Annotated in this window: 21 protein-coding genes and 1 pseudogene; 7 read left to right on the top strand and 15 right to left on the bottom strand. The window is 72.0% G+C overall.

The features are described from left to right. Positions 1-2,158, top strand: a 2,158-nt coding sequence (locus ACE3TE_RS10905; protein WP_374604877.1) for a DUF3418 domain-containing protein, incomplete at its 5' end; no start/stop codon positions are given. A gap of 21 nt (positions 2,159-2,179) precedes the next feature. Here ACE3TE_RS10905 and ACE3TE_RS10900 read toward each other — a convergent pair. Further along, positions 2,180-2,653, bottom strand: coding sequence for a hypothetical protein (locus ACE3TE_RS10900; protein ID WP_374604875.1), 474 nt, complete (start codon positions 2,651-2,653; stop codon positions 2,180-2,182). A 112-nt stretch (positions 2,654-2,765) separates the two neighbouring features. On the opposite strand from ACE3TE_RS10900, the gene ACE3TE_RS10895 reads away from it, so the two are divergent. Together ACE3TE_RS10895 and ACE3TE_RS10890 are read left to right on the top strand one after the other, a co-directional pair. Continuing rightward, entirely contained in the window at positions 2,766-4,868 is a 2,103-nt protein-coding gene (locus ACE3TE_RS10895) for a bifunctional (p)ppGpp synthetase/guanosine-3',5'-bis(diphosphate) 3'-pyrophosphohydrolase (RefSeq protein ID WP_374604874.1), read from the top strand. A gap of 61 nt (positions 4,869-4,929) precedes the next feature. Beyond that, a complete protein-coding gene (locus ACE3TE_RS10890) occupies positions 4,930-6,624 on the top strand; it encodes a hypothetical protein (protein WP_374604872.1) in 1,695 nt (564 codons plus the stop codon). A gap of 3 nt (positions 6,625-6,627) precedes the next feature. On the opposite strand, the gene ACE3TE_RS10885 is transcribed toward ACE3TE_RS10890, so the two are convergent. Then, positions 6,628-8,748, bottom strand: coding sequence for a glycosyltransferase (locus tag ACE3TE_RS10885; protein ID WP_374604884.1), 2,121 nt, complete (start codon positions 8,746-8,748; stop codon positions 6,628-6,630). Between the two features lie 2,364 nt (positions 8,749-11,112). On the opposite strand from ACE3TE_RS10885, the gene mrcB reads away from it, so the two are divergent. Genes mrcB through tsaB form a run of 4 tightly spaced genes read left to right on the top strand, consistent with a single transcriptional unit; the run spans position 11,113 to position 16,719 of the window. Next, positions 11,113-13,404 (top strand): penicillin-binding protein 1B, encoded by a 2,292-nt coding sequence (gene mrcB / locus ACE3TE_RS10880; protein WP_374604870.1) that lies wholly within the window; start codon positions 11,113-11,115, stop codon positions 13,402-13,404. A gap of 1 nt (position 13,405) precedes the next feature. Beyond that, positions 13,406-13,936 (top strand): tetratricopeptide repeat protein, encoded by a 531-nt coding sequence (locus ACE3TE_RS10875; protein WP_374604869.1) that lies wholly within the window; start codon positions 13,406-13,408, stop codon positions 13,934-13,936. Further along, a complete protein-coding gene (locus ACE3TE_RS10870) occupies positions 13,937-16,027 on the top strand; it encodes an ATP-dependent DNA helicase (RefSeq protein WP_374604867.1) in 2,091 nt (696 codons plus the stop codon). Continuing rightward, complete coding sequence (gene tsaB, locus ACE3TE_RS10865; RefSeq protein ID WP_374604866.1) at positions 16,024-16,719, top strand: tRNA (adenosine(37)-N6)-threonylcarbamoyltransferase complex dimerization subunit type 1 TsaB; 696 nt, start codon at positions 16,024-16,026, stop codon at positions 16,717-16,719. The genes ACE3TE_RS10870 and tsaB overlap by 4 nt, the downstream gene beginning before the upstream one ends. Before the next feature lie 2 nt (positions 16,720-16,721). On the opposite strand, the gene ACE3TE_RS10860 is transcribed toward tsaB, so the two are convergent. From ACE3TE_RS10860 to ACE3TE_RS10800, 13 genes and pseudogenes are all read right to left on the bottom strand, one after another. Continuing rightward, positions 16,722-17,105, bottom strand: coding sequence for a type II toxin-antitoxin system VapC family toxin (locus ACE3TE_RS10860; protein WP_374604864.1), 384 nt, complete (start codon positions 17,103-17,105; stop codon positions 16,722-16,724). Beyond that, on the bottom strand, positions 17,102-17,350 hold the full coding sequence (locus tag ACE3TE_RS10855) for a type II toxin-antitoxin system Phd/YefM family antitoxin (protein WP_374604862.1): 249 nt from the start codon (positions 17,348-17,350) through the stop codon (positions 17,102-17,104). The genes ACE3TE_RS10860 and ACE3TE_RS10855 overlap by 4 nt, the downstream gene beginning before the upstream one ends. A gap of 125 nt (positions 17,351-17,475) precedes the next feature. Further along, positions 17,476-17,832 (bottom strand): cupin domain-containing protein, encoded by a 357-nt coding sequence (locus ACE3TE_RS10850; protein ID WP_374604882.1) that lies wholly within the window; start codon positions 17,830-17,832, stop codon positions 17,476-17,478. After that, positions 17,824-18,207: pseudogene (locus ACE3TE_RS10845) on the bottom strand (NUDIX domain-containing protein); the annotation flags it as partial. The pseudogene ACE3TE_RS10845 and the gene ACE3TE_RS10850, both read right to left, overlap by 9 nt. Before the next feature lie 3 nt (positions 18,208-18,210). Next, the gene (gene mgtE, locus ACE3TE_RS10840; RefSeq protein ID WP_374604860.1) at positions 18,211-19,569 is read right to left on the bottom strand and encodes a magnesium transporter; all 1,359 of its coding nucleotides are present in this window, start codon (positions 19,567-19,569) and stop codon (positions 18,211-18,213) included. Between the two features lie 149 nt (positions 19,570-19,718). Beyond that, on the bottom strand, positions 19,719-21,434 hold the full coding sequence (gene ptsP, locus ACE3TE_RS10835) for a phosphoenolpyruvate--protein phosphotransferase (protein ID WP_374604858.1): 1,716 nt from the start codon (positions 21,432-21,434) through the stop codon (positions 19,719-19,721). After that, the gene (locus ACE3TE_RS10830; RefSeq protein ID WP_374604857.1) at positions 21,434-21,703 is read right to left on the bottom strand and encodes an HPr family phosphocarrier protein; all 270 of its coding nucleotides are present in this window, start codon (positions 21,701-21,703) and stop codon (positions 21,434-21,436) included. The genes ptsP and ACE3TE_RS10830 overlap by 1 nt, the downstream gene beginning before the upstream one ends. After that, positions 21,696-22,088 carry a PTS sugar transporter subunit IIA gene (locus ACE3TE_RS10825; RefSeq protein WP_374604855.1) on the bottom strand — a complete coding sequence of 131 codons (393 nt, stop codon included), beginning with the start codon at positions 22,086-22,088 and terminating at the stop codon, positions 21,696-21,698. Before ACE3TE_RS10825 ends, ACE3TE_RS10830 begins: the two co-directional genes overlap by 8 nt. Then, positions 22,088-22,963, bottom strand: a complete 876-nt coding sequence (gene rapZ / locus ACE3TE_RS10820) for an RNase adapter RapZ (RefSeq protein WP_374604853.1) — start codon at positions 22,961-22,963, stop codon at positions 22,088-22,090. The genes ACE3TE_RS10825 and rapZ overlap by 1 nt, the downstream gene beginning before the upstream one ends. Continuing rightward, on the bottom strand, positions 22,960-23,910 hold the full coding sequence (gene hprK / locus ACE3TE_RS10815) for an HPr(Ser) kinase/phosphatase (protein ID WP_374604851.1): 951 nt from the start codon (positions 23,908-23,910) through the stop codon (positions 22,960-22,962). Before hprK ends, rapZ begins: the two co-directional genes overlap by 4 nt. Positions 23,911-23,914: 4 nt before the next feature. Continuing rightward, entirely contained in the window at positions 23,915-24,385 is a 471-nt protein-coding gene (locus ACE3TE_RS10810; protein ID WP_374604849.1) for a PTS sugar transporter subunit IIA, read from the bottom strand. Between the two features lie 2 nt (positions 24,386-24,387). Then, positions 24,388-24,714: a ribosome hibernation-promoting factor, HPF/YfiA family gene (gene hpf / locus ACE3TE_RS10805; RefSeq protein ID WP_374604880.1), complete on the bottom strand. Its 327-nt coding sequence runs from the start codon at positions 24,712-24,714 to the stop codon at positions 24,388-24,390. A gap of 129 nt (positions 24,715-24,843) precedes the next feature. Next, on the bottom strand, positions 24,844-26,268 hold the full coding sequence (locus tag ACE3TE_RS10800) for an RNA polymerase factor sigma-54 (RefSeq protein ID WP_374604847.1): 1,425 nt from the start codon (positions 26,266-26,268) through the stop codon (positions 24,844-24,846). Positions 26,269-26,299 lie beyond the last annotated feature (31 nt).

Genomic DNA, 26,299 nt, shown 5'->3' with positions numbered 1-26,299 from the left:
TTCTCCTGAGCCAATGGGCGAGCGAGGCAGCGCGGGGAAAAGTGCACCTGACCCCCAGTCGGCCGGCCAACGCCGGCGGAAAAGTGCACCTGACCCCAACCCCTTCTACCGCCAGCTGCACCGCGCCCTGATCGCCGGCCTGCCCACGCAGGTCGGCCACCGCACCGAAAAAGGCCTCTACGACGCGCCGCGCCAGCGCAAGTTCCAGCTGTTCCCCGGTTCGTCACTGGCGAAAGCACCGCCGGCGTGGGTGCTGGTCGCGACGCTGCTCGACACCCAGAAGGTCTGGGGCCTGATGGCGGCGAAGATCGAACCCGACTGGGTCATCGCCGAACTGCCGCACCTGCTGGCGCGCAAACATTTCGACCCGCACTGGTCGCGCAGCCAGGGCCGGGTGCTGGGCAGCGAGCAGGTCAGCCTGTTCGGCCTGGTGCTGGCGCCGAAGAAACCCGTGCACTACGGCGGCCTGTACCCGGCCGAGGCGCGCGAGCTGTTCGTGCGCCAGGGCCTGGTGCCGGGTGAGGTGGACTGCCGCGCGCCCTTCCTCAAGCGCAACCTCGCCACGCTGGAAAAGGCCCGCGAGGAAGAAGCCAAGCTGCGCCGCGCCGGCCTGGTCGCCGACGAGGACTGGCAGGCGCGCTGGTACCTCGACCGCCTGCCGCCCGATCTCAATTCCGTCGCCGGCCTCGACGCCTGGTTCGGCAAGCTCGCGCCGGAGCAGAAGAGGGTCCTGGAATGGCCGCTGGCCGAACTGCTGCCGGGCGAGGGCAGCGAGGCGGAGCGTTTTCCGAAATATTTTCCGATCGGCGACACCCGGCTGGCGCTGCACTATCGCTTCGAGCCCGGCCACGCCGAGGACGGCGTCACCCTGGACGTGCCGCTGCACCTGCTGATGGCGCTCGACGCCACGCGCCTGGGCTGGCTGGTGCCGGGGCTGGTGGAGGAAAAGGCCACTGCGCTCATTCGCGGCCTGCCCAAGGGGCTTCGCCGCAACTACGTGCCGGCGCCGGATTTCGCGCGTGCCTTCGCGCAGGCCTTCCCCCGGCCCGAGGCCGACAGCCTGGCCGGCACCCTGGCGCGTTTCCTGAGCAAGGCCACCGGCGCACCGGTGACGGCGCTGGACTTCGACGAACCGGCGCTGGGCCCGCACCTGCGCATGAACCTGCGCCTGGCCGAACGCGACGGCACCCTGCTGGCGCTGTCGCGCGACCTGGATGCGCTGAAGTCGCGCTTCGGCGACCGCGCCGAGCAGGCCTTCGCCGAACGCGCCGGCGAGGACCTGGCGCAGGAAGGGTTGGTCAGGTTTCCGGAGGCGCCGATTCCGGTGCAGGTGCCCGGCGCCGCCGGCGTGCCGGCCTATCCTGCGCTGGTGGACGAAGGCGGCACGGTCGCGCTGAGCGTCTTCGCCGACCGCGACGAAGCCGCGCGCGAACACGCGGGCGGCGTGCGCCGCCTGCTGCGCCTGGCCCTGGCCGACAAGCTGCGCCAGGCCCGCAAGCAGCTGCCGGTCAGCCCGAAGCTGGCGCTGCTGTACGCAACCATCGAAGGTTTCCAGCAGGCGCCGGGTCAGGGCCCCGCGCACGAACACCTGCGCGCCGACCTCGCCGACGCCGCGCTGCTGGCAGTGACCGACGGCGACCCGGGCGCGGTGCGCGACCCGGCGGCCTTCAACGCGCAGCTGCACGAAGCCGGCAAGCGCCTGTTCCCGGAGGCGATGGCGCGCCTGCAGCTGGCCGAGCAGATCCTGGGCCTGGTGGCCGAAATAAAGCCGCGGCTCGAATCCCCGCTGCTGGGCTGGGCCCAGGGCAACCTCGACGACCTCAAGGCGCAGCTCGACGGCCTGGTGCCGCCGGGTTTCCTGCGCGGCACGCCGGCCGACGCGCTGTCGCACTACCCGCGTTACCTGAAGGCGCTTTCACTGCGCGCCGAACGCGCGCTGCGCGACCCGGTGCGCGACCAGGCCCGCATGCTCGAGCTCAAGCCCTTCGCCGACGCGCTCGAACGCGCCCGCGCCACCGGCGTAGCCGGCCAGCCGGGCTGGCAGGCGCTGCGCTGGGACCTGGAAGAGCTTCGGGTTTCGCTGTTCGCCCAGGAGCTGGGCACGCGTCGCCAGGTGTCGGCGAAAAAACTCGCACGCAGCCTGCAGTCGCTCCTGTGAGCGGCTGCAGGCCGCGCGGGCTTACTTGATGCGCTTGACGCGCGCGCGGGTGTTGTAACCCTGCACCTTCAGGTACCACGCGCCCAGCACGCCCGGCTCGATGGTCACTTCCGGGTTGGTGAGCTTGACCTTCAGGCGGGTCGAGGAGTCGGTGACTTCCCAGACCTGGCCGTTGTCGAGCGTGAAGCGGTCGCCCATGCCGTCCCAGCCGCGGAACTCGCCGCTGATCGAGGTGATGATCTCGCCCTGCGGACCCTGCGACTGGTAGAAGCCGCGGTTGTCGGCCATCGGCGTCGCTTCCGGCAGCGTCGAGGCGACCTTGCCCGTCTCCTCGGCGATGAAGGCGTTGAGCCGGGCCAGTTCTTCCGGCGACAGCTTGTCGAGGCCAGCGGCCTTGAACTCGGCCTCGGTCATGCGCTCCTCGAGCGAGGAGAAGGACTGGGCCAGGGCGCTGCCGCCGATGAACGCGGACAGGACGAGGGAGATCAGGAGCATTCGGCGCATTGTTTTAATCCGTACTGGTTGAACTGCCAGCAATCGCGGGGCAGTCTAACTCCCCGGCCAATGCAGGCGCCACTTGAACACCGTTAGCCCCCCGCGAGTCTCCTTGCAGCAAGCCCTGGCCGGCGTCGAGGCCGGCGCTGCGTGGTGGGCGGCCCTGGTGGATGCATCGGCGGGCCTGCCGGCCGACGCCGGCCACGACCGCGCCCTGGCGGTGTTCGACACCCTCCGGCCGCTGCGCGCCGACCCGGAAGTGCTGGCGGCCGCCGTGCTGCACCAGTGGCCGGCCCTGCGCGCGGCCCTGCCCGCCGCGGCGCTGGAGCAGGCCCCGCGCCTGAAGTTGCTGCTGGACGGCCTGGTCGCCGCCGGCCAGGTCGACGACCTGCACCAGCACCGGCCCGGGCAGGGCAGCGCCGAGGGCCTGCGCCGCCTGCTGCTGGCCCTGGTCCGCGATTTGCGCGCGGTGCTGGTGCTGCTGGCCGTGCAGCTGGTGCGCCTGCGCGAAGCCGCCGCGCTGCCCGAAGATGAACGCCGCGCCCTGGCCGAACTCACCCGCGACATCCACGCGCCGCTGGCCAACCGCCTGGGCATCTGGCAGCTCAAGTGGGAGCTCGAGGACCTCGCCTTCCGCTGGCTGCAGCCGGACACCTACCAGCGCATCGCCCGCCTGCTCGACGAAAAACGCGGCGACCGCGAACGCTTCATCGACGAGGCCATGGCCCGCATCCGCGCGGCGCTGGCCGAAGCCGGCGTGCGCAATGCCGATGTCGCCGGCCGGCCGAAACACATCTACAGCATCCACCGGAAGATGCAGCGCAAGGGCGTGCCCTTCAGCGAGCTCTACGACATCCGCGCGGTGCGCGTGCTGGTGGACGACATCCCCAGCTGCTACGCGGTGCTGGGCGTGGTGCACCAGCTGTGGCCGTCGATCCCGTCCGAGTTCGACGACTACATCGCCCATCCCAAGGGCAACGACTACCGCTCGCTGCACACGGCGGTGATCGGCCCGGGCGGACGCACGCTGGAAGTGCAGGTCCGCACCCGCCAGATGCACGAACACGCCGAGCTCGGCGTCGCCGCGCACTGGCGCTACAAGGAAGGCGGCGGCGCCGACGCCAGCTTCGAGCGCAAGGTGGCCTGGATGCGCCAGCTGCTCGAGGCCCGCGACGACCGCGACGAAACCCTGGTGCAGGGTTTTTCAACCGAACTGGTCGAAGACCGGGTGTACGCGATCACCCCGCGCGGCGAAGTCATCGACCTGCCGCGCGGCGCGACGGTGCTCGATTTCGCCTATTCGGTGCACACCGAAGTCGGCCATCGCTGCCGCGGCGCCAAGGTCAACGGCCGCATCGTGCCGCTCGACCACAAGCCGGCCACCGGCGACCAGGTCGAGATCCTCACCGGCAAGACCGCCGAACCGCGCCGCGACTGGCTGCTGGCCAGCAACGGCTTCCTCGCCACCGGCCGCGCCCGCGACAAGGTCCGCGCCTGGTTCCACCGCATCGACCGCGCCCGCAACCTGCAGGCCGGCAAGGAGCTGCTGGAAAAAGAGCTGCGGCGCATGGCGCTGACCCAGGCCGACCTGGCGCCGGTGCTGGCGAAGTTCCGGCTGGAAACCCTCGAAGACCTGCACCTGGCGCTGGCGCTCGGCGACCTGGGTCCCAGCCAGGTCACCCGCTGCCTGCACGACCACGCCCAGGCCGACAAGGAGCCCGCCGAACCGGCGCCGCTGGTCCGGCGCAGCGCGCCGCCGCCGCCGAGCGCGCCGTTCACGGTCGAAGGCGTCGGCAACCTGCTCAGCCAGATCGCGCGCTGCTGCCAGCCGGTGCCGGGCGATCCGATCGTCGGTTACCTCACCCGCGGCCGCGGCGTCAGCATCCATCGCGCCGGCTGCCCGGCGCTGCAGCGGCTCGAGGAACGCAATCCCGAGCGCCTGCTGCCGGTCGAATGGGGCCGCGGCAGCCGCGGCAGCTACGACGTCGACATCCAGGTGCATGCCTTCGACCGCAAGTGGCTGCTCAAGGACCTCACTAACACCATCGCCCAGCAGGGCGTGAACATCCTCGGCCTGCAGTCGCGGGTGGACGACGACAAGGGCCTGGCCGAGCTGCGGCTGGCGGTGCGCGTCGCCGACTTCGGCCAGCTCAGCGACCTGCTCGGCCGACTGAACGCCGTGCCCGGCGTGCGCGAGGCGCATCGCCTGGGCTGATGCCTGCCGGGGAGCGTTCAGCTTGCGCTGCTATCCTGCCGCGCATGGACAAGGGCAAGGCATGAACCACCGCAAGGACCCCGGGGCGACGCCCTCGCTGGGCGCCCTGGACCAGCTCGACCTCGACCGCACGGACGGCCGCGAGCGCGCCGGACCGCCGTCGCCGCGCCCTCCGGAGCGCCCGGAGCGCCCGTCCGGGCGGTCGCGACGGTCGCCCTGGCCCTGGCTGCTGCTGGTGCTGGCGGTGCTGGTCGTGGCCGGCGCCCTCGCGCTTTCGACCTGGCGCGACACCCTCAGCCAGGCGCTGATTCCGTCGTCCGAGCTCAACCGCGAAATCGAAGCCGCGCAGATGGCCCTCGCCCGCGGCGAGCTCAGCCGTGCCGACGGCCAGGGTGCCCGCGAACGTTTCCAGGCCGTGCTGGCCCGCGACCCCGACCATCCGGCGGCGCGCAGCGGCCTGGTCGCGGTGCGCGAAGCCGCCCTCGTGCACGCGCGTGCGGCGCTGGCCGCGGGCGACTTCGACGATGCCCGCCGGCATCTCGGCCTGGCGCGCTCGATGGCCGCCCCGGCCGACGACCTGGCCGGCATAGAGGCCGAGCTGGCCACCCGCGAATCCGCGGAGGCCGACATCGCCCAGCGCCTGCAGGCTGCGCGCGACGCCCAGGCCCAGGGCCGCATCGAACAGCAGGGCACCGGCGCCCTGGCAATCTACGAAGACGTGCTGCGCCTGCAGTCCGACAACGCGATCGCGCTCGAAGGGCGCCGCAGCCTGCTGTCGGGCCTGCTGAGCCAGGCCGAAAGCGCGCTGGCCGAGGGTGACCTGCGTACCGCCGGCGCCCTCGTCGACCGCGTGGTGAAGGCCGACCCGAGCCACCTGGGCCTGCCCGCCGTGCAGGCGCGGCTGGGCGAGGTGCGGGCACGCGGTGAGCAGGCCCGCGAGGCCGCGCTGCAGGCCGCGCAGGCCGAACTCCGGGCCGGGCGGCTGGACGCGGCGGCGCGGGGCTTCCAGGCCCTGCTGGCGGAGCGGCCCGACGACGTCGAAGCCCGGCAGGGCATGGACGATGCCGCGGCGATGCTGGCCGCCCGCGCCGGTCGCCATGCCGCCGACTTCGATTTCGAGGCCGCCACCGACGCGATCGAGCGCGCGCGAGGCTGGGCGCCGGACTCGCCGGCCGTGGCCGCCGCCGAACGCCGGCTCGGGCAGGCCCGCGCCGCCCGGGACGAGGTGCCGGCGCGTCCGGCGGACCCGGGCCAGCTCTCGGCCCTGCTCGACGAAGCGGCGGCCGCGATGCGCGCCGGCGACCTGGTCGACCCGCCGGGGGGGGGGCGCCGCGGCCCCGGGCGGCGCGCCCCCCCGCCGGGGGCCCCCCCCCCCCGCGGGGGCCGCCGCGGCGCCAGCGCCTGGGACCTGCTGCGCCGCGCCCAGGCGCTGGCGCCCGACGACGGCGGCGTGCGCCGCGGATTCGCCGAATACAGCCGCCGGGCCCGGGCCTGCTTCGAGGACGAACTGGCTGGCAACCGGCTGGGCGCGGCCCAGGCCTGCCTGGACGCGCTGGTCGTGCGCGACCGCGGCGGCGACGAACTGGCCGCCGACCGCCGGCGCCTGGCCGACCGCTGGCTGGCCTTCGGCGAAGAGCGCCTGGGCGCCGGGGAATTCGCGCTGGCGCGTCGCGCCCTGTCGGCGGCCCGCGAAGTGGATCCTTCGAACCCGCGCCTGCAGACCTTCGCCGAACGCCTGCGGCGCGCCGGCGGCTGAGCCTCAGCGGCCGGGCAGGCCGTCGAGCAGGCGGCGCAGCGGCGCCCGCACCACGTCCGGGGAAAAGTGCCGGCGGGTGTTTTCCAGCCCGCCCTCGGACAGCCGCGACCACAGCGCCGAGTCTTCGTGCAGCCGCAGCACGGCCTGCGCGAAGGCGTCGGCGTCGTCGGCCACCAGCACGTCGCTGCCATCGGCCAGGTGCATGCCTTCGACCGCGCAGGTCGTGGCGACCACCGGCAGGCCGTGCGCCAGCGCCTGGTTGACCTTGCCCTTGACGCCGGCGCCGTAGCGCAGCGGCGCCACCGACACCCGCACGCCGTTCAAAAGCGGTCCCAGGTCCGGCACGTAACCATGGAACTGAATACCTTCGCGTTCGCCCAGCGCCTGCACCGCGGGCGAAGCGTCGCCACCGACCAGATGCAGCGGCAGGCCGGGCCGCCGGGCGTGGATGCGCGGCAGGATCTCGTCGGCCAGCCAGCGCGCGGCGTCGACGTTCGGTGGATGCCGGAAGCCGCCGACGAACAGCAGGCCTTCGCGGGCCGCGAAGCCGGGGCCGGCGCCGGCGACGTCGTGGATGTTCGACACCACGTCCACGGTGGCGTCCGGCGCTTCGGTGCAAAGCAGCACGCGTTCGGCTTCGCTCACCACCCAGGTCAGGTCGGCCTGCGCCACCAGGGCCAGTTCGGCCTTGCGGGTGCGCGCGGCGGTGCGCAGGCCGGCGGCGTCGCCGGCCAGTTCGGCTTCGCGCTGTTCGCGCAGGAAGTGCAGGTCCACCGTGTCGAACACCACCCGCGCACGCGGCGCCAGCGAACGCAGCAGCGGCAGCGCGGGGCCCAGCACGTAGTGGCGGCTGCCGATCACCAGGTCGAACTCCTTGCCGTGGCGGGCCAGCCAGCGCGGCACGTCGGCCACCCACGGGTGCCACCAGGCCTCGACGCCCAGCTGCTGCAGCGCCTCGGTGTAGGCGCCGTCGTGGGCGCGGTTTTCCGGGAAGAACACCACCGAGCAGCCTTCCTCGCGCAGCAGGCGCAGCAGGGCGGTCATGCGCAGCGAACCGGAGTCGCGGTCGGGCGTGGGCGTGCAGGCGTCGAGCACCAGCACGCGGTGCCGGCGGCCGCGCTCGCTGGCGGCGTCGGCGCCGGCCGAGGCGGGTTTGTGCTCGCGCGCCAGCACCTCGCGCCAGCGTTCGAGGAACTTGGCCTGGTTGGCGACCTGGTAGGCCTTGATGCCGCTGGAGGTGTCGGTGCCCGAGGTCGCGCCCTCGTGGTGCACCACCACCGAGGCCGGCTGGTAGCGCACCTTCAGGCCGCGCTGGCGCACGCGCATGGCCAGGTCGGTGTCTTCGTAATAGGCCGGCGCGTACAGCGGGTCGAAGCCCTGCAGGCTGTCGAACAGCTCGCGCCGGATCGCGATCGCGGCGCCGGAGCAGTAGTCCACCTCGCGCACGAAATTGAAGCGCGGGTGCGACGGGTCCTCGAAGCGCCCGTAGTTCCAGCCCGAGCCGTCGGCGAACACGATGCCGCCGGCCTCCTGCAGCCGCCCGTCGGGATAGACCAGCTTGCTGCCGGCCAGGCCGGTGTCGGGATGGCTTTCGAAGGTGGCCAGCAGCGCGTCCAGCCAGCCCGGCTGCACCGTGGTGTCGTTGTTGAGGAAGACCAGGAACTCGCCGCGTGCCTTCGCCGCGCCGGCATTGCAGGCGCCGATGAAGCCCAGGTTTTCGCGGTTGCGGTGGAAGACCAGGCCGGGCACGGTCGGCAGCAGCTGCGGCGTTGCGTCACTGGAGCCATCGTCGACGACGATCACCTCGAACGCGCTGCGGTCGCCGGCGTCGGCCAGCGCACGCAGGCAGGCCAGGGTCATCGACAGCTGGTTGTAGACCGGCACGATGACGCTGGCGCGCGGCGCATCCGGCCGCGGCAGGCGCAGCGCCGCCGCCTGGCTTGAAGCGGCCGGCGCGGACACGGGGCCGGCCGATTCCAGCGGCGGCGCGCGGCGCTGGCGCCAGCGCTCGAGCGTGCCGGCCCAGCCGCGCACGCGCAGGCTGTTGAGCCCGCGGCCCGCCAGCGACTGCGCCTGGCGCAGGCGGAAAGCCAGGCCCTGCAGGCTCCGGCGGACCGCGCCCAGGGCCTGGTGCGGCCGCCGCAGCACCCGCCACGCCAGGCTGGCATTGATCTGGCCGAGCGCCTGCTGGGCTTCGTCGCGCTGGGCCAGGGCGACGTCGCGCTGGCGGGCCAGGTCGGTGCAGTCGCGCTGGTAATAACCGTGGGCGTCGGCGAGCTGCTGGTCCAGGTGCAGGATATGCGCCTGCAGTTCGTCCACCTTTTGCTGCAGGGTGTCCCGTTCGGATTGCAGGGTCTCGGCGCGGGCCCGGGCCTGGGTCGCGAGGTGCTTCTGCTCTTCTGCCCGTTCGTGATGCTCCTGCAGTCGCGCCTGCAGTGCCTGGTTTTGATTGGCCTGCTCGAGCAGTCGCGCCTGGCCCTTCCGGACCTCGGCCTGCAGCGAGAAGGCCCAGTCGGCGCGCCGGTCGAGTTCGTCGCGCGCGGCGCCGAGGTCGGCGGCGAGACGGTCCGCGCGCACGCCGGCGCAGGCCAGGTTTTCAGCCAGGTGCAGGCGGGTGCTGGCTTCCGGCCTGGCCGGTGGCAGCTGCAGGCGCGGCGGCTGCGTGGGAAGCGCGTCGCGCCAGGCCGCGGCCATGCCCGCCAGGTCCGGCTGCGCGGCGGGCACCCGTTCACGCACGGCCCGCAGCGCGTCGCGGTCGGCAGCCAGCGTCGCCAGCTGCCGCGCGAACGCGTCCGCGTCGGGCGGCAAGCGCCAGCCGGCGCCGGTGGCGCGCACGCGTTCGGCCGGCGCGCCCAGGTCGGCGCAAAGCACCGGCAGGCCCAGCGCCCACATTTCCGACAGGGTGTAGGACCAGGTTTCCGGCACGGTGAACGGCAGCAGTGCCAGGTCGGGCACCAGGGAGTCGCGCCAGTGCGGCAGTTCGTCGCGCTGGTAGTCCTTCTTCAGGTGCACGCCGCTGCGGCCGCGGTAGCGTTCGCCGAAGGGGCCGGTGCCCAGCAGCACCAGTTCGACGCCGGGCGGCAGGCGGTCGATCAGCGGGTCGAGCAGTTCGCTGCCCTTGGCGCCATGGACGCGGCCGGGCACCAGCACGCGCAGCGGCGCATCGGCGCGCGGCGTGGCCGGGGGTTCGCCCGGCGTCGTCGTCGTTGCGGCGAAGGGCGCGAATCCGTGGTTGATCACCTGGCAGGGACGCGTGGCCCAGGACGTCACCAGCGCCTGCGCGCGGTCACGGGCAAAGTCGCTCGGGGCGACCAGGCGCACTTCGTGCCGGGCCACTGCCGCGACCAGGGCTTCGCGCAGCGCCCACCAGTGGTCCGCGTCCCGGTGCGGGAAAACGAAGCCGTCGCCGGCGCGCGCCAGTTCCCGAGCCAGCGTGTCACGGTCGAAGGGTGCCGTGGCGGGATCGCGGGCGTCGTGCAGCAGCGGCCAGGCCGGGAAGAAGTCGTGCAGGCACAGCGCCGTCGGCAGGCCGGTGCGCAGCACGTCCAGCGAGTGCCCCACCAGCGAGGACACCAGCACGGCGCCGAGGCCCCAGCGCGTGCGCAGTTCCGCGAGCACCGCCGCGACCTCGGCCGAGGTCGCGGCGCAGTCGCCGATCGGCGCCGCCAGTTCCCAGCACTGCAGCGGCGCGGCGTCCAGGTCGGCGTGCAGGCACAGGCGGCGACCGAAGGGCGGGCGGTCGTCGTCGCCGCGCGCCAGCAGCACCAGATGCTCGCGCGAGGCGTCGGCGTCGATCAGGTCGCGCACGAAACGTTCGGCGCCGCCGCCCCAGCCATGCAGCACGTGCAGCAGCACCGGCCGGCCCGGTTTCAGCCGGCGGCCGCCGGCCCGGGCGCGGGCCTGGAGCGCGCGCACGGCCACGGGCGCTTCGCCGGCATCCGCCTGCGCCGCACCCACCTGCACGCAGGGCAGCAAGGCCCGGCGACCCGGCGCGGGCGCGTCCGGGCTGTCCGGCGCCGGGCCGTCGCCACCGCGCCACAGCGAACACTCGGCCGACCAGCCATTCCATTCGAAGGCCGCATGCTCGCCGAAGGTCCACGCAGCGGCGTCGGCATCGGGGCCCAGCGGCCAGCGGCCGTCGAGCGGCGACAGCACGTCCCAGTCACCGTCGCGCCAGGCGGCGTGCAGGCGCTCCCAGGCGGAGTCTTCCAGCACCACGCCCTCGCGCAGCAGCAGCACGTCCTGGCCGGGATGCGCGGCACGGGCACGCGCCAGCGCCTGCGCCGGCGAGTCGGCCCAGCGGCACGTGACCGGTCGGGTTAGGGCATCCATGCGAAGCGTTCAGTCTCGGGTGGGATCGGGGCAATCGCGGCCTGCTAGACTCGCCGCACCCCGGGATTATCCATGTCCGTGCCCCGAAACGCTTCCCCCAAATCCTCAGGCTCCCCCTCCGTCCGTCCCCGCTGGCGTACCTGGCTCTTCCGCGGCTTGCTGCTCGCGCTGGGCCTGGCCGTGGGCGTGGGCGTGCCGCTTTTCTATGTGCTCGACAAGCGCGTGCGCGCCGAATTCGACGCACTCGTCTGGCAGGTGCCGACCCGCGTCTACGCCCGACCGCTGGCGCTGTCGCCGGGCGCGCGCATGGACGCCGACACCCTGCTGTCCGAACTGTCGGCGGCCGGCTACCGCGAAGACGGCGGCGACCTGGCCGGCACCTGGGCGCGCGAGGGCAAACGCTTCGACATCGCCACGCGCGCCTTCACCGATCTCGACGGGCCGGTGCCGGCGCGGCGGCTGTCGGTGGTGGTCGAAGGTGGCCGCGTGGGCGTGGTCACCGACCGCAGGTCCGGCAAGCCCGTCGATGATGCCCGCCTGGATCCGGCGCGCATCGCCACGCTTTACGGCGACGTCACCGAAGAGCGCCGCCTCGTGCAGCTGCAGGACGTGCCCTCGCTGCTGGTCACCGGCCTGCAGGCCGTCGAGGACCGCAACTTCAAGCACCACCACGGCATCGACCCCTGGGGCATCCTGCGCGCGGCCTGGGTGAACACCCGCGAAGGCGAGATCGAGCAGGGCGCCAGCACGCTCACCCAGCAGCTGGTGCGCAACCTGTTCCTCAGCCGCGAAGTGGCTTGGACCCGCAAGATCAAGGAAGCCAGCTACTCGATCATCATCGAGGCGCGCTACGACAAGCAGCGCATCCTCGAGGCCTATTTCAACGAGGTCTACCTGGGCCAGCACGGCAACCAGGCGATCCACGGCATCGCCGCCGGCGCCGAGTTCTGGTTCGGCCGCGACCTGTCGGCGCTGCGCACCCAGGACATGGCGCTGCTGGTCGGCATGATCCAGGGGCCGTCGGTGTACGACCCGCGGCGCCGGCCGGAGGCCGCGAAAAAGCGCCGCGACCTGGTGCTGGCGGTCTGGCGCGACACCGGCCTGATCAGCGCCGCCGAGGCGGAGAAGGCGATCGCCTCGCCGCTGGGCGTCAGCGCGCGCCCGGGCGTGGCCTCGAACCGCAACCCGGCCTTCATGGACCTGGTGCGCCGCCAGCTGGCGCGCGACTACCCGGCCGATGCGCTGCGCGGCGCCGGCCTGGTGGTCATCACCACGCTGTCGCCCTCGGCCCAGCTGCGCGCCGAACAGGCCGTCACCGGCACGCTCGACAAGGTGCAGCGCAAGGACGGGCCGCCGCTGCAGGCGGGACTGGTGCTGACCGATACGCAGACCGGTGAAGTGCTGGCGATGGTCGGCAACCGCGACACCGACCAGCCCGGTTTCAACCGCGCGCTCGAAGCGCAGCGGCCGGTGGGTTCGCTGCTCAAGCCGCTGGTCTACCTGCTGGCGCTGGCGCAGCCGGACCGCTGGTCGCTGGGCACGCCGGTCGACGATGCGCCGGTGAACCTGGTGCTGCCCAACGGCAAGCGCTGGAATCCCGAGAACTCCGACGGCCGCAGCCATGGCCGCGTCAGCCTGGCCGACGCGCTGGTGCATTCGTACAACCAGGCGACGGTGCGCGTGGGCATGGACGTGGGCCCGGAGCGGCTGGCCGAGCTGCTGAAGGTGCTGGCCGGCCTGCGTGCCGACCCGAATCCTTCGCTGATCCTGGGCTCGGTCGACCTCAGCCCCTTCTCGATGACGCAGGTCTACCAGTTCCTGGCATCGGGTGGCGAAATCCAGCCCCTGCGCGCGGTGCGCGGCGTGCTCGACGCCAAAGGCCAGGCGGTGAGCGAATACGACTTCAAGGCGGCGCCGGCGCAGGACGGCGATGCGATCGCCGCGCGCCTGGTCACGCTGGCGCTGCAGGACACGGTGACGCGCGGCACCGCCAGCCAGCTGGTGCGTGACGGCCTGGGCCACCTCAAGGCGGCGGGCAAGACCGGCACCAGCAACGACAGCCGCGACAGCTGGTTCGCCGGGTATACGGGTAGTCACCTGGCGGTGGTCTGGGTCGGCAACGACCGCAACGAGCCGACCGGGCTTTACGGATCCACCGGTGCGATGCGGGTCTGGTCCTCGCTGTTCGCCGGCCTGCCGACGGCGCCGCTGGACGTGGGCATGCAGGGCCTGGAGTGGGGCTGGGTGGACCGCGAGGTGTTCGCCACCACCGAACAGGATTGCGAAGGCGCGCGGCGTTACGCCTTCGTCGCCGGCTACCTGCCGCCCGACCACGTAAGCTGCCGCCGCAACCGCTGGCTGGACTGGTTCCGCGGCGGCGGCGACGATCGGCGCGACAGCCGCGATGAGCGCAACGACCGCTACCCCCGTGACCGAAGGATCGACTGACGTGTTTGCACGAGTTGCCGTTCTGGGCCTGGCCCTGACCCTGGCCGCCTGCGCTTCGGCGCCCGCGGGCCCGTCCTCGTCCGCGGGGGCGGCGGCCGGCAAGGCCGCCAGGGTGTCGCCCGCCGGGCTGGTGGCGCAAGTGCGCGCGGCCGGCGAACAGGGCCACGAGCTCGAAGTGCAGCCGCTGCGCGATCCCCAGGTCGAGGACCTGCGCGCGCAGGCGCAGGCACAGGAAGCCGCGGGCAAGCCCAGGGCCGCCTTCGAAACCCTGGACCGGGCCCTGGCGATCAGCCCGGACGACCCGGACCTGCTGCAGTGGCAGGCCGAGTTGGCCCTGCTGCGCCGCGCCTGGGAACAGGCGGAAACCCTGGCCGCCCGTTCCTTTGCCGTGGGCCCGAAGCTGGGCGGCCTGTGCCGCCGCAACTGGGCCACCATCGGCCACGCCCGCACGATGCGCGGCGCGGACGAGGCCGCCGCCACGGCCCACCGCCAGGGCGAGTCCTGCACGGTGGCGCCGCCGGTCCGCATGTAAGTGGGCGACCTCGCCGAACGCACGCTCGCCGCGCTGGCGCCGGACGGGCCGCTGGCGACCGGGCTGGAAGGCTTCGTACCGCGCGCGGCGCAGAACCAGCTGGCGCAGTCGGTCGCCGACGCGATCGACGAGCGCGCCACGCTGGTGGCCGAGGCCGGCACCGGCACCGGCAAGACCTACGCCTACCTGGTGCCGGCGCTGCTGTCGGGCCAGCGCGTGATCCTGTCCACCGGCACGCGCGCGCTGCAGGACCAGCTCTACCACCGCGACCTGCCGCGCGTGCGCCAGGCCTTGGGCGCGGGCCTGAAAACGGCCTTGCTCAAAGGCCGCGCGAATTACCTTTGCCTGTATCGCCTCGAACAGGCCAAGGGCGAAAAATTCCAGTCGCGCGAAGTGGTCGCGCACTTCCAGCGCGTGGTGGCCTGGGCCGGCCGCACGATGCGCGGCGACCTCGCCGAACTCGCCGACCTGCCCGAGGATTCACCGCTGTGGCCGCAGGTGACGTCCACCGCCGACAACTGCCTGGGCAGCGAGTGCCCGTTCTGGGACGAATGTTTCGTCGCGAAGGCGCGCCAGCAGGCGCAGGCGGCCGACCTGGTGGTCGTCAACCACCACCTGCTGCTGGCCGACCTGGCGATCAAGCAGGAAGGCTTCGGCGAGATCCTGCCGGGCGCTTCGGCCTTCGTGCTCGACGAGGCGCACCAGCTGCCGGAGCTGGCGGCGCAGTTCTTCGGCGAAGGCATCTCGGCGCGGCAGCTGCTCGACCTGGCCCGCGACAGCCTCGCCGAGTGCAAGAACGTCACCGCCTCGCTGGCGACCGTCATGGGTCCGGCGCGTGCGCTCGAGCAGGCCATGCGCGACCTGCGCCTGGCGCTCGACAAACTGCCCCAGCGCGGCCCACAGGCGCGCCTGCTCGCCGTGCCCGGCGCCCCGGCGGCGCTGCAGCACCTGGAACACACCCTGGCCGAACTCCAGCGCGTACTCGGCCCGCTGTCCGACGCCGCCCCCGGCTTCGCCGCCTGCTGCGACCGCGCCGTTGAACTGCGCCGGCGCCTCGCGGCCTGGCTCGGGCAGGTGCCAAGAACGGGGTCAGGTTCACTTTCGGATGATGGTGATCCGGATGCCGGCGTGCCATCGCCCGAAAGTGAACCTGACCCCGTTCTTGACCCCTCCGCTGCCGATCCCGGTTTTTCGGTGAAGTGGTACGAGCTGACGCAGCGTGGATTCACGCTGCAGCGCACGCCGCTGGACGTGTCGGGGCCGCTGCGCGAGTACCGCGAAAAGAGCCGGGCGGCGTGGATCTTCACTTCGGCGACGATGGCGGTGGACGGCCACTTCGCCCACCTGGGCCGGCGCCTGGGCCTGGACGCGCCGCGTGAACTGCTGCAGCCCAGCCCCTTCGACTGGCCCAACCAGGCCCTGTGTTACCTGCCGCGCGGCATGCCCGAGCCCAACAGTCACGATTACGTCGATGCCGTGCTCGACGTCGCCTGGCCGGTGCTGGAAGCCTCGAAGGGCCGCGCCTTCCTGCTGTTCACCTCGCACCGCGCGCTGCGCGAGGCCGCCGAACAGCTGCGCGACGCGCCCTGGCCGCTGTTCGTGCAGGGCACCGCGCCGCGCAGCGTGCTGCTGGAACGTTTCCGCGCCTCGGGCAACGGCGTGCTGCTCGGCGCCGCCAGTTTCTGGGAAGGCGTGGACGTGGCCGGCGAAGCGCTCAGCGTCGTCGTCATCGACCGCCTGCCTTTCGCCTCGCCGGGCGACCCGGTGCTCGAAGCCCGGCTCGAGGCCGTGCGCCGGCGCGGCGGCAATCCCTTCCGCGACGAACAGCTGCCGCAGGCGGTGATCGCGCTCAAGCAGGGCGTCGGCCGGCTGATCCGCAGCGACCACGACCGCGGCGTGCTGGTGCTGTGCGACCCGCGCCTGCTCGGCAAACCCTACGGCCGCAGCTTCCTGGCCAGCCTGCCGCCATTCCCCCGCACGCGCGAGATCGAAGACGTGCAGCGTTTCTTCGCCGATGTCGACAACGGCGACGGCGACGGCGCACAAGACGGCGCGGACACGCCCCCGCTTGCGGCACAATCGCCGCCATGAAACTCCTGGCCATCGAAACCAGCACCGAAGCCTGCTCCGTCGCCGTGTACATCGACGGCAACGTGGTCGCACGCCACGAACTGGCGCCGCGCCGGCACACCCAGCTGGTGCTGCCCTGGGCCGGGGAACTGCTGGCCGAAGCCGGCGTGGCGAAGTCGCAGCTCGACGCGATCGCCGTCGGCCGCGGCCCCGGTGCCTTCACCGGCGTGCGCCTGGCCATTGCACTGGTGCAGGGGCTGGCGCTGGCGCTCGACCGGCCGGTGCTGCCGGTGTCCACGCTGGCGGTGCTGGCGATGCAGGGGCAGGGCGAAAACATCCTCGCCGCCATCGACGCACGCATGGGCGAAATCTACGTCGGCGAATTCAAACGCGATGGCGATGGCCTGGTCAGCGCCGCCGGTCCGGAAAGCCTGTGCGCGCCGTCGGAGGCGCCGCTGCCCGACGCACCGGTGCATGGTGTCGGCTCCGGCTTCGCCGCCGCCGCCGGCGCGCTGGTCACCCGCCTGGGCGATCGGCTCTCCGGTTTCGAGGCCAGCGCCCTGCCGCAAGCCAGCGACCTCGCACTGCTCGCCGTGCGCGCCTGGCAGCGCGGCGAAGCCATAGCCGCCGACCTGCTCGAACCCGCCTACCTGCGCGACAAGGTCGCGCTGACCCTGGCCGAGCAGGGCAAGCCCACGCCGCGGGCCGGCTGAGTTCAGACCCGCCGCACCGGGTAGCCTTGGTAACGCTCCAGTCCGCGGTCGTTCGTAACCAGTTCCAGTCCCTCATGCGCCGCCTGCGCGAGCAGCATCCGGTCGAAAGGATCCCTGTGCAGAAGCGGCAGCCCGGCGACGGCGGCGGCATGCATGGCGGTGATCGGGATTTCCGCATAGCCCGCGTCCTGCAGGCCGCGACGCAACAGTTGCACGTCGAACTGGAAATCGTCGCGTCCCAATGTGTTCTTGATGGCCACTTCCCACAGGCTGGCCGCGCTGAAGTGAAGTACGTTCGCAGGCGCGGCCAGCAGCCTGGCGACGCGTGCCGGCAGCTGCCCGGTGGCGGACCAGAGCAGGAGATGGGTATCGAGCAGGAGCTTCACGAGTCGCCTTCGAACAACGCAGCCAGTTCTTCACTGCCCATCCGGTTGAACGTGTCGGCGGACGGCACCTTTCCGTGGCCCTTGAGGAAGCCCGTCCGTGGCGTTTGCGCGGCGGCGTCGACAGGTACCAGTCGCACCAGTGGCTTTCCCGCCCTGGCAATCGTCACCGATTCACCCCGGGCAGCCCGCTCGACCAGCTGTGAAAAATTCGTCTTGGCCGCGTGGATGTTGATGATCTCGGCCATGGCAGGCTCCCTGAACAGGTGGACTAACCGGAGTTAGTCTACCCCCGGGAGTGCCGGAAGCAATTCGGTGGACGGCCCTGTTCAGCGTCGGGGAAGTCCGCGGCCGTCGATCGGGCCGGCCAGCCTCAATCGTCCGTGCGGTCCCCGCGCGTGCTCGGCTGCGACACCACCAGGAAGTCCACGGCCTCGTCGAAGGGGTTGCTGAACCGGTGCGGCAGCCCCGGCGGGATTTCGAGGCCCTGGCCTGCCGCCAACGCCACCTCGCGACCCGCCAGTTCGATCACCGCACGGCCAGAGACGATGTAGAAGAATTGCCGGGCGTGCCCGTGGTGGTGGCGCTGTTCACGGCCGCCGGGCGCAACGTGTTCGGCAATCACCGACAGGTCGTGCCGCTGCAACAGGTGCCAGCCGTCGTTGTCGCCGCCCCAGGTGTAGTGCCGGCCAGCGTCGCGTTGCACCGGTTTCCACAGCGCCGCGATCATCGGCAGGATCTGCCAGCGGGACAGCGGCGCGATCTTGTGTCCGTCCGGGGCCTCCGGATCCACCCAGGCCAGCGCCGCGATCTCGGCGCCGGCCGACGGCGTGCCGTCGACGCTGGCCAGGAAAACTTCCGCCTGCACGCGCGTGTCCGGCTCGTTCACCGCCACGTCTTCGAATTCGCCCAGGCGCACGGCGCCCGGTCGCAGGTGCACGCCGAGCTCTTCGGTCAGTTCCCGCGCCAGGGTGTGAAGGGAGTCTTCGCCCGGTTCACGCTTGCCGCCGGGCTGGATGAAGGTGTCGGTGCCGTGCTTGCGCACGAGCAGCACCCGGCCTTCGGCATCGCGGATCACCGCCGCGACGGTGCGGATAAGTGCCATGAGCTACAGCAGGACCAGCGTCGCCAGGCCGAGGAAGGAGAAAAAGCCCATCACGTCGGTGACCGTGGTGAGCACGACGCCGCCGGCCAGCGCCGGGTCGATGCGCAGCCGGCGCAGCAGCAGCGGCACGCCGACGCCGGCCAGCGCGGCGGTGACCAGGTTGATCACCATCGCCGCGGCGATCACCCCGCCCAGCGGCCAGTCGCCGAACCACAGCGCCGCCACGCAGCCCACCACCAGCGCCCAGGCCAGGCCGTTGAGCAGGCCGACCATCACTTCCTTGTTGAGCAGCGCGCCGACGTTGCCCATGCCGACCTGGCCCAGGGCCATGCCGCGCACCATCAGCGTCAGCGTCTGCGTGCCGGCGACGCCGCCCATGCTCGCGACGATCGGCATCAGCACGGCCAGCGCGACCAGGCGTTCGATGGTGCCTTCGAAGCGGCCGATCACCCACGAGGCCAGGAACGCCGTAAGCAGGTTGATGCCCAGCCACAGCGCCCGCCGCCGCGCCGCGCGCGCGACCGGGCTGAACATGTCCTCGTCCTCGTCCAGGCCGGCGGCGCTGAGCGCCTGGTGCGCGGCGTGGTCGCGGATGATGTCGACGACGTCGTCGATGGTGATGCGGCCGAGCAGGATGTTGTTGTGGTCCACCACCGGCGCCGAGACCCAGTCGTGGTCGGAGAACTGGCTGGCGACGTCGTGCGCCGGCGTGTCCACCGGGATCGCCGGCTGTTCGTCGTCGAAGAGTTCGTTGATCGGCGTGCTGGCGTCGTGGGTCAGCAGCGACGCGACCGAGACGCGGCCCAGGTACTGGTGCCGGCGGCTGACGACGAACAGGTGGTCGGTGTGCTCGGGGATCTCGCCGCGCAGGCGCAGGTAGCGCAGAACGACGTCGACGGTGACGTCGGTGCGCACCGTGATCACGTCCGGGTTCATCAGGCGGCCGGCGCTGTCCTCGTCGTAGGACAGCACCTGCTCGAGCCGCTCCCGGTTCTCCCGGTCCATCGACTTGAGCACTTCTTCGATGACCGTGTCGGGCAGGTCTTCGGCCAGTTCGGCGAGGTCGTCGATGTCCAGGTCTTCGACGGCCGCGACGATTTCGTCGGTGTCCATCTCGGCGAGCAGGCTTTCGCGCACATCGTCGCCGACGTGCACCAGCACTTCGCCGTCGTCCTCGGGATCGACCAGGCCCCAGACGATGTTGCGCTTGGCCGGCGGCAGGGACTCGAGCAGGTTGCCGATCTCGGCCGGCGACAGCGAGTTCACCAGCCGGCGCACCGGGCCCAGGCGGCCCGAGTCGAGCGCGTCCGACAGCAGCCTCAGCTGCCGGGCGGTCTTGTCGTGGTGCGCGGCGTCGGCCATCGGCGGGCTCCGGAACAGGCCCCGCCATTATGACGGCAACCGCCGGCTTGTAGGAGCGCCTTCAGGCGCGAATCCCTGTCTTTGCCAAAGGCAAAGCTAAAAGATTCGCGCCTGAAGGCGCTCCTACACAGGGGGCGGCGCGGAGGGGATCAGCAGCGCTGCAGCCAGCGGTCGATGGCGGCGCGGTCGTGGCAGCGCAGCAGGGTGGTGGCGCGGCGGCGCAGGCTGGCGTGGTCGGCGTCGCGCACGGCCTTGCGGACTTCCAGCAGCGTCGACGGATGCAGGCTGAAGTCGCGCAGGCCCAGCGCCAGCAGCAGGGGCACGTTCGCGGCTTCGCCGGCCATCTCCCCGCAGACCGCCACCGGGATGCCGTTGCGCCGGCCGAAGGCGAAGATCTCGGCCAGCAGCCGCAGCACCGACGGATGCCGCGGCGAATACAGCTCGGCCAGCGACTCATGGTTGCGGTCGGTGGCCAGCAGGTACTGCACCAGGTCGTTGGTGCCGACCGACACGAAGTCGACCAGGTCGACGATGTCGCCCAGGCCCAGCGCCGCCGCCGGCACTTCGATCATCGCGCCCAGCTCCGCGATCGGGCCGACCTGCCGGCCTTCTTCGAGCAGCGAAGCGCGGGCCTGGTCGAGCAGGTCGCAGACCTGCTGCATCTCCTCGCGCCCGCTGACCATCGGCACCAGGATGCGCACCGGCCCGTAGGCGCTGGCGCGCAGGATCGCCCGCAGCTGGGTCAGGAAAAGCCCCGGGTGCGCCAGCGACAGCCGCACGCCGCGCAGGCCCAGGGCCGGGTTCGGTTCGCTGCGCAGGGCCAGGCCGGTGCGGTCGGCCTTGTCGGCGCCCAGGTCCAGCGTGCGGATGGTCGCCACCCGGCCGGCCATGCCCAGCACCAGGTCGCGGTAGGCCAGGAACTGTTCTTCCTCGGTCGGCAGTTCCTTGCGCTGCAGGAACAGGAACTCCGTTCGATAGAGGCCGACGCCGTCGGCGCCCAGCGCATGCGCCTCGGCCACGTCCTCGCGGGACTCGGCGTTGGCGTACAGCCGGATGTCGACGCCGTCCCTGGTGCGCGTCGGCTGCCGGCGCAGCCGCGCCAGCTGCGCGCGCTCGCGGCCGATCTGGTGGCGGCGTTCGTGGTAGCGGGCCAGGTCGTCGGGGCCGGGCTCGAGCACCAGCTCGCCGTGGCTGGCGTCGAGCATCAGCGCGTCGCCGTCGTTGGCATGCGCCAGCAGGTCGGCCACGTTCACCAGCAGCGGCAGGTGCAGGCTGCGGGCCAGGATGGCGCTGTGCGACAGCGGGCTGCCGGTGGTGGTCGCCACCGCCACCACGCCGCGGGCCTGCCAGGCCGCCAGTTCGGCCGGCGCCACGGTTTCGCAGACCAGGATCTCGCCGGCCAGCCCTTCGATGGCGTCGTCGCCGCGGCGGTGCAGGGCGGCGTGGATGCGCCCGACCACGTGGTCGAGGTCTTCGAGCCGGCTGCGGAAATAATCGTCGTCCATGCCTTCGAACACGGACGCCAGCCGGTCGCGCTGCAGCTTGAGCGCATAGTCGGCGCCGTAGCGACCCGTGCGCACCAGGTCGTCCAGGCCCTGCAGCAGTTCGGGGTCATCGAGGATCATCGCGTGCAGGTCGATGAACTCGCCGACTTCGTGCGCGAGGGCGCCGTGCAGGCGTTCGCGCAGGGCGCGAAGTTCGGCGCGGGTGGCGTCCAGGGCGGCATGCAGGCGGGCCAGTTCGGCCTCGACCTGGTCGGCGGCGACGCGGGTTTCCTCGACCACCAGCGCCTGCGGATGCAGCACGCGGGCGCGCCCCAGGGCCAGGCCACGCGAGGCGGTGACGCCGCGCAGCTGGCGCCGCATCAGCCTTCCTCGTCGAAACCGCGCTCGAACAGCGCGGCGGCGGCGGCCAGGGCCTCGGCTTCGTCCTCGCCGTCCACCCGCATCACCAGGGTGGCGCCGGGCGCGGCGGCCAGCAGCAGCACGCCCATGATCGACTTGGCGTTCACTTCCCGGCCGCGGCCGAGCAGGGTGGCCTGGCATTTGTAGCCGGACAGCAGCTGCACCAGTTTCGCCGCGGCCCGCGCGTGCAGGCCGAGCTTGTTGGTCACCTGCAGTTCGCGCTCAAGCATCGTCCACCACCACTCCGTTGCGGGCGCCGGCCGCGGCCGTGCGCGTGAGTTCTTCCAGGTCCTGTTCCGGGTAATTCTGCACCCGCAGCAGCATCGGCAGGCACAGGCCGCTGACGCGGCGGGCCGGGGTGCCCAGATGTACCAGCTTTTCCGCAAGCCGTGCGGGGCTGGCGCCGTAGAGGTCGGTGAGCAGCAGCACGCCGTCGCCGCCGTCCACCTTGCGCATCGCGGCGCTGGCGGCGGCCAGCAGCTCGTCCGGACCGGCGTCCCAAGGCACTTCGAAGGCTTCGGTGGCCAGCGGCAGGCTGCCCAGCGCCCGCTGTGCCGTAGCGACCAGGGCTGGACCGATGCCGGGGTGGCTCAGCAGGAGGATTCCGACGGACATCACTCCAGCTCGCGGTGGAAGGTGAGCACGCCGTCGCGGCCTTGTTCGCGGCAGTGCGCGGCCAGGCGTTCGGCCAGGTACACGGAACGGTGGCGGCCACCGGTGCAGCCGAAGGCGATGGTGAGGTAGCTGCGGGTGCCTGCTTCGAAGCGTGGCACCCAGGTTTCCAGGAAGGCCTCGACCTGGGTTACGAACTCCTGCACCTGCGGGTCCTGGTCCAGGTATTCGCGCACGGCGGCGTCGCGGCCCGACAGCGGGCGCAGGCGGGCGTCCCAGTGCGGGTTGGGCAGGGCGCGGGCGTCGAAGACGAAATCGGCGTCGGCCGGCAGGCCGCGCTTGTAGGCGAAGGATTCGAACAGCAGCGACATGTCCTGGTGCGCGCCGGCGCCCAGCGCGGTGATCACCTCGCGGCGCATCTGGTGCACGTTCATGTCCGAGGTGTCCATCACCAGGTCGGCGATGGCCTTGAGCGGACGCAGGCGCACGCGCTCGAGCTCGATGGCGTCGGCCAGGGCCAGGCCGTCGTGGCTCAGCGGATGCTTGCGACGGGTGTCGGAGTAGCGCTTGAGCAGGGTGTCGTCGCGCGTTTCGAAGAACACCAGCTGGTGGTCGATGCCCATCTCGCCCAGCGCCGACAGCCACTCCGGGATGCGCGAGAGGTCGGAGGCATTGCGCACGTCGATGCCCACCGCCAGCCGCTTCGCCCGGCCGTCGCCGCCGGCCACCGAGCGCACGAACTGCGGCAGCAGTTCCACCGGCAGGTTGTCGGTGCAGTGCACGTCGAGGTCTTCCAGCGTCTTGAGCGCCACCGACTTGCCCGAGCCGGACAGGCCGGTGATGACGTAGAGCAGCGGGTTCGCGGATTCGGTGTTCATGCGGGGTCGCCCTGCTGAAGGAAGGCGCTGTGCCGCGCCAGGAAGGCGGCCGCCGGGTCCATGCCCTTGCTGCGCAGCAGGTGCAGGCGCACGGCGGCTTCGGTCAGCACGGCGAGGTTGCGGCCGGCCGCGACGGGCAGTTCGACCACCGGCACGTCGAGGTCGAGCACCTTGCGACTGCGCGACTCGCCGGTGATACGGGCCATGGCTTCGTCGCTCTGCTGCGGCGTCTGTTCCAGGTGCACGACCAGGCGCAGGTACTTGTTCCGCTTCACCGCGGTGTCGCCGAACATCTCGCGGATGTTGAGCACGCCGAGGCCGCGCACTTCCAGCAGGTCCTGCAGGAGTTCCGGGCAGGTGCCGTCGAGCACGTCGGGCGCGATCTGGGTGAACTCGGGCGCGTCGTCGGCGACCAGGCGGTGGCCGCGGGAGATGAGCTCCAGCGCCAGCTCGCTCTTGCCGGCGCCGGAATCACCGGTGACCAGCACGCCGATCGAATAGATTTCCATGAACACGCCGTGCAGCGTGATGCGCGGCGCCAGCGAGCGCGCCAGGTGGTACTGCAGCAGGTTCAGCAGTTCATAGCCGCGCCGCGGCGACACCCACAGTGGCGTGTCGCTTTCTTCGGCGGCGTCGCGCAGGTCGGCCGGGCAGGACTGGTTCTGGGTGATCACCATCGCCAGCGGCCGCGACTCCATGATCTTGAGCAGCACTTCCCAGCGGGTGCGTGCGTCCAGGCCGTCGAGCCAGGCCAGCTCGGCCGAGCCGATGATCTGCACCTTGTTCGGGTGGATGACGTTGAGGTAGCCGGCGAGCGAGGGGCGGCGCGAGAGGTGTTCGCCGCGTTCGATCAGGCGTTCGCCGCCGCGCTGGCCGCCGACCCAGCGCAGCTCGAGGCGCTCGCCCAGCTCGTCGAACAGTTCGCGGGCGCGCAGGCGGTCGGTCATGGGCTCAGCCAGCCTCGGGGTGGCTGGCCCGCCAGTCGGCCAGCAGGCGGTGCAGGGTGGCCGCGTCGCGGGCGGCACGCAGCTGGTCGCGGAAACCGGCGTCGCCGAACATCTCGGCCAGCTGCGAAAGCAGCATCAGGTGCTGCGAGGAAAAATGCTCGGGCACGGCCAGGGCGAACACGAGGTCGACCGGCATGCCGTCGGGCGAGCCGAAGTCCACCGGGTCGCTGAGCCGCAGGAAGCAGCCGATCGCAGTGCCGACCTTCGGACTGCGGCCGTGCGGGATGGCAACGCCGTGGCCCAGGCCCGTGCTGCCCAGGCGCTCGCGCCCGACCAGGCTGTCGAAAACGGCGCGCTCGACCTCGGCATTGCCCTCGGCGAGCAGGGCGGAGGCCTTCTCAAGCAGCCGCTTCTTGCCGGAAATCGGGCCCGGGGCGAGCACGCGCCCCGGGCTGAGCAGGTCGAGCAGGTGCACGGCTAGCCGAAGCTGTCCGAGCGGGCGGCGGATTCGCCGCGATGGTGGTCGGTCATCTTTTCCTTCTGCTTGATCAGCAGGCGGTCGAGCTTGTCGGCGAGCATGTCGATGGCCGCGTACATGTCCGGCGCCACGGCGTCGGCGTGCACGGTCTTGCCGGTGGTGCCGACGGTGGCCTCGGCCTTCTGGTCGAGCTTGTCGACCGAGAGGATGACCCGGGCCTCGGCATGGTGGTCGTAGTGGCGGGTGACGCGTGCGAACTTGTCGTTGACGTAATCGCGAAGGGCCGGGGTGACTTCCATCTGGTGCCCGTTGATGTCGATCCGCATGGTCACGATCCTCCTTGGTGGGTGCAGCTACAGGTAATCACGCCCCGCGATAACGGGGCGTGACCGACGTCAAGTCCTGGGGGTTCTGCGCATGTCCTGCGCCGGGGCGGGTGGGGGCCATGGGTGGGCTCAGGCCAGCCGCTGCCGCTCGTTGGAGGCGGGGATGTTCATTGCTTCGCGGTATTTTGCCACGGTTCGCCGGGCCACGGGGATGCCCTCGGCCTTGAGGGTTTCGGCCAGTTTCTGGTCCGAAAGCGGCGTGCGCGGGCTTTCGGCCTCGATCAGCTTGCGGATCATCGCCTGGATGGCCGTGGCCGAGGCCGAGCCGCCGTGTTCGGTGGCGATGCCCGAGCTGAAGAAGTGCTTGAACTCGAAGGTGCCGCGCGGCGTGCGCAGGTACTTGCGGGTGGTGGCGCGGGACACGGTGGATTCGTGCACGCCCAGCTCCTCGGCGACTTCACGCAGGGTGAGCGGGCGCATGGCCTCGCTGCCGTGGTCGAGGAAGGCCGACTGCTGGCGCACGATCGCCCGGGCCACGCGTTCGACGGTGTCGGCGCGGGTTTCCAGGCTCTTGATCAGCCAGCGGGCCTCCTGCAGCTGGCCGCGCAGGTAGCTGTCGTCTTCACGGCTGGCCTTGCCGATCAGGCCTTCGTAGTGGCGGTTGATCGCCAGACGCGGCCGGCTGCCGGCGGCCAGGCGGACCTTCCAGACCCCGTTCTGCCGGTAGGCGATGGCGTCGGGCGCGATGTATTCGGGTTCGCTGCCGCCGACCTGGGCGCCGGGCTTGGGGTCGAGCGAGCGCAGCAGGGCCACGGCGGTGGTCATGGCGTCGGGCGCTTCGCCAAGCTGGCCGGCCAGGCGCTCGGCGCCGAGGCGGGCCAGGGCGTCGAGATGCCCGCGACACAGCTTCACGGCCAGGGCCAGGCCGGGGGTGTCCTCGCTGAGCAGGCTCAGCTGCACGCACAGGCATTCGGACAGGCAGCGGGCGCCGGCGCCGACCGGGTCGAAGTGCTGGACGATGTGCAGCACGGTTTCGATCTCGGCTTCGCTGGCTTCGATCTCGGGGCGCAGGGCGGCCTGGATGTCCTCCAGCGGGCCCTCCAGGTAGCCGTCGTCATTGATGGCTTCAATCACCGCGTGGCCGATCGCCAGGTCGCGCGGGCCCAGGTGGCTCAGCTGCAGCTGCCAGACCAGGTGGGCGTGAAGGTCCACGGGCGCGGCGGCGGTGAGCTCGTCGGGCTCGCCGCCATCGTCGTGGCGGCGGTCGCCGGCGGGCGCCTCGTACCACTCCTCGAGTTCGGCGCGCTCGAATTCTTCCGGCTCTGGGGCGTCGCCCGGGGTGTCTTCGGGGCCGGGGTCGTCGGGTTTGTCGCCTTCGGGGCGGTCGTCGCCCTGGTCCTCGTCGCCGCGCTCGAGCAGGGGGTTCGATTCCAGGGCCTGGTTGAGCTCGGTTTCCAGCTCCAGCGCCGACAGCTGCAGCAGCCGGATCGCCTGGCGCAGCTGGGGCGTCAGGGTCAGCTGCTGGCCTAAACGGGTCTGGAGGCTCGGCTTCATGGCGATCCGCGGGGGGAGCGGCGCGACCCGC

Source organism: Arenimonas sp. (assembly GCF_041919775.1).
Taxonomy (GTDB): domain Bacteria; phylum Pseudomonadota; class Gammaproteobacteria; order Xanthomonadales; family Xanthomonadaceae; genus Arenimonas.
Note: the sequence above shows the minus strand (reverse complement) of the source record. Positions and strands in the feature narration are given on the sequence as shown.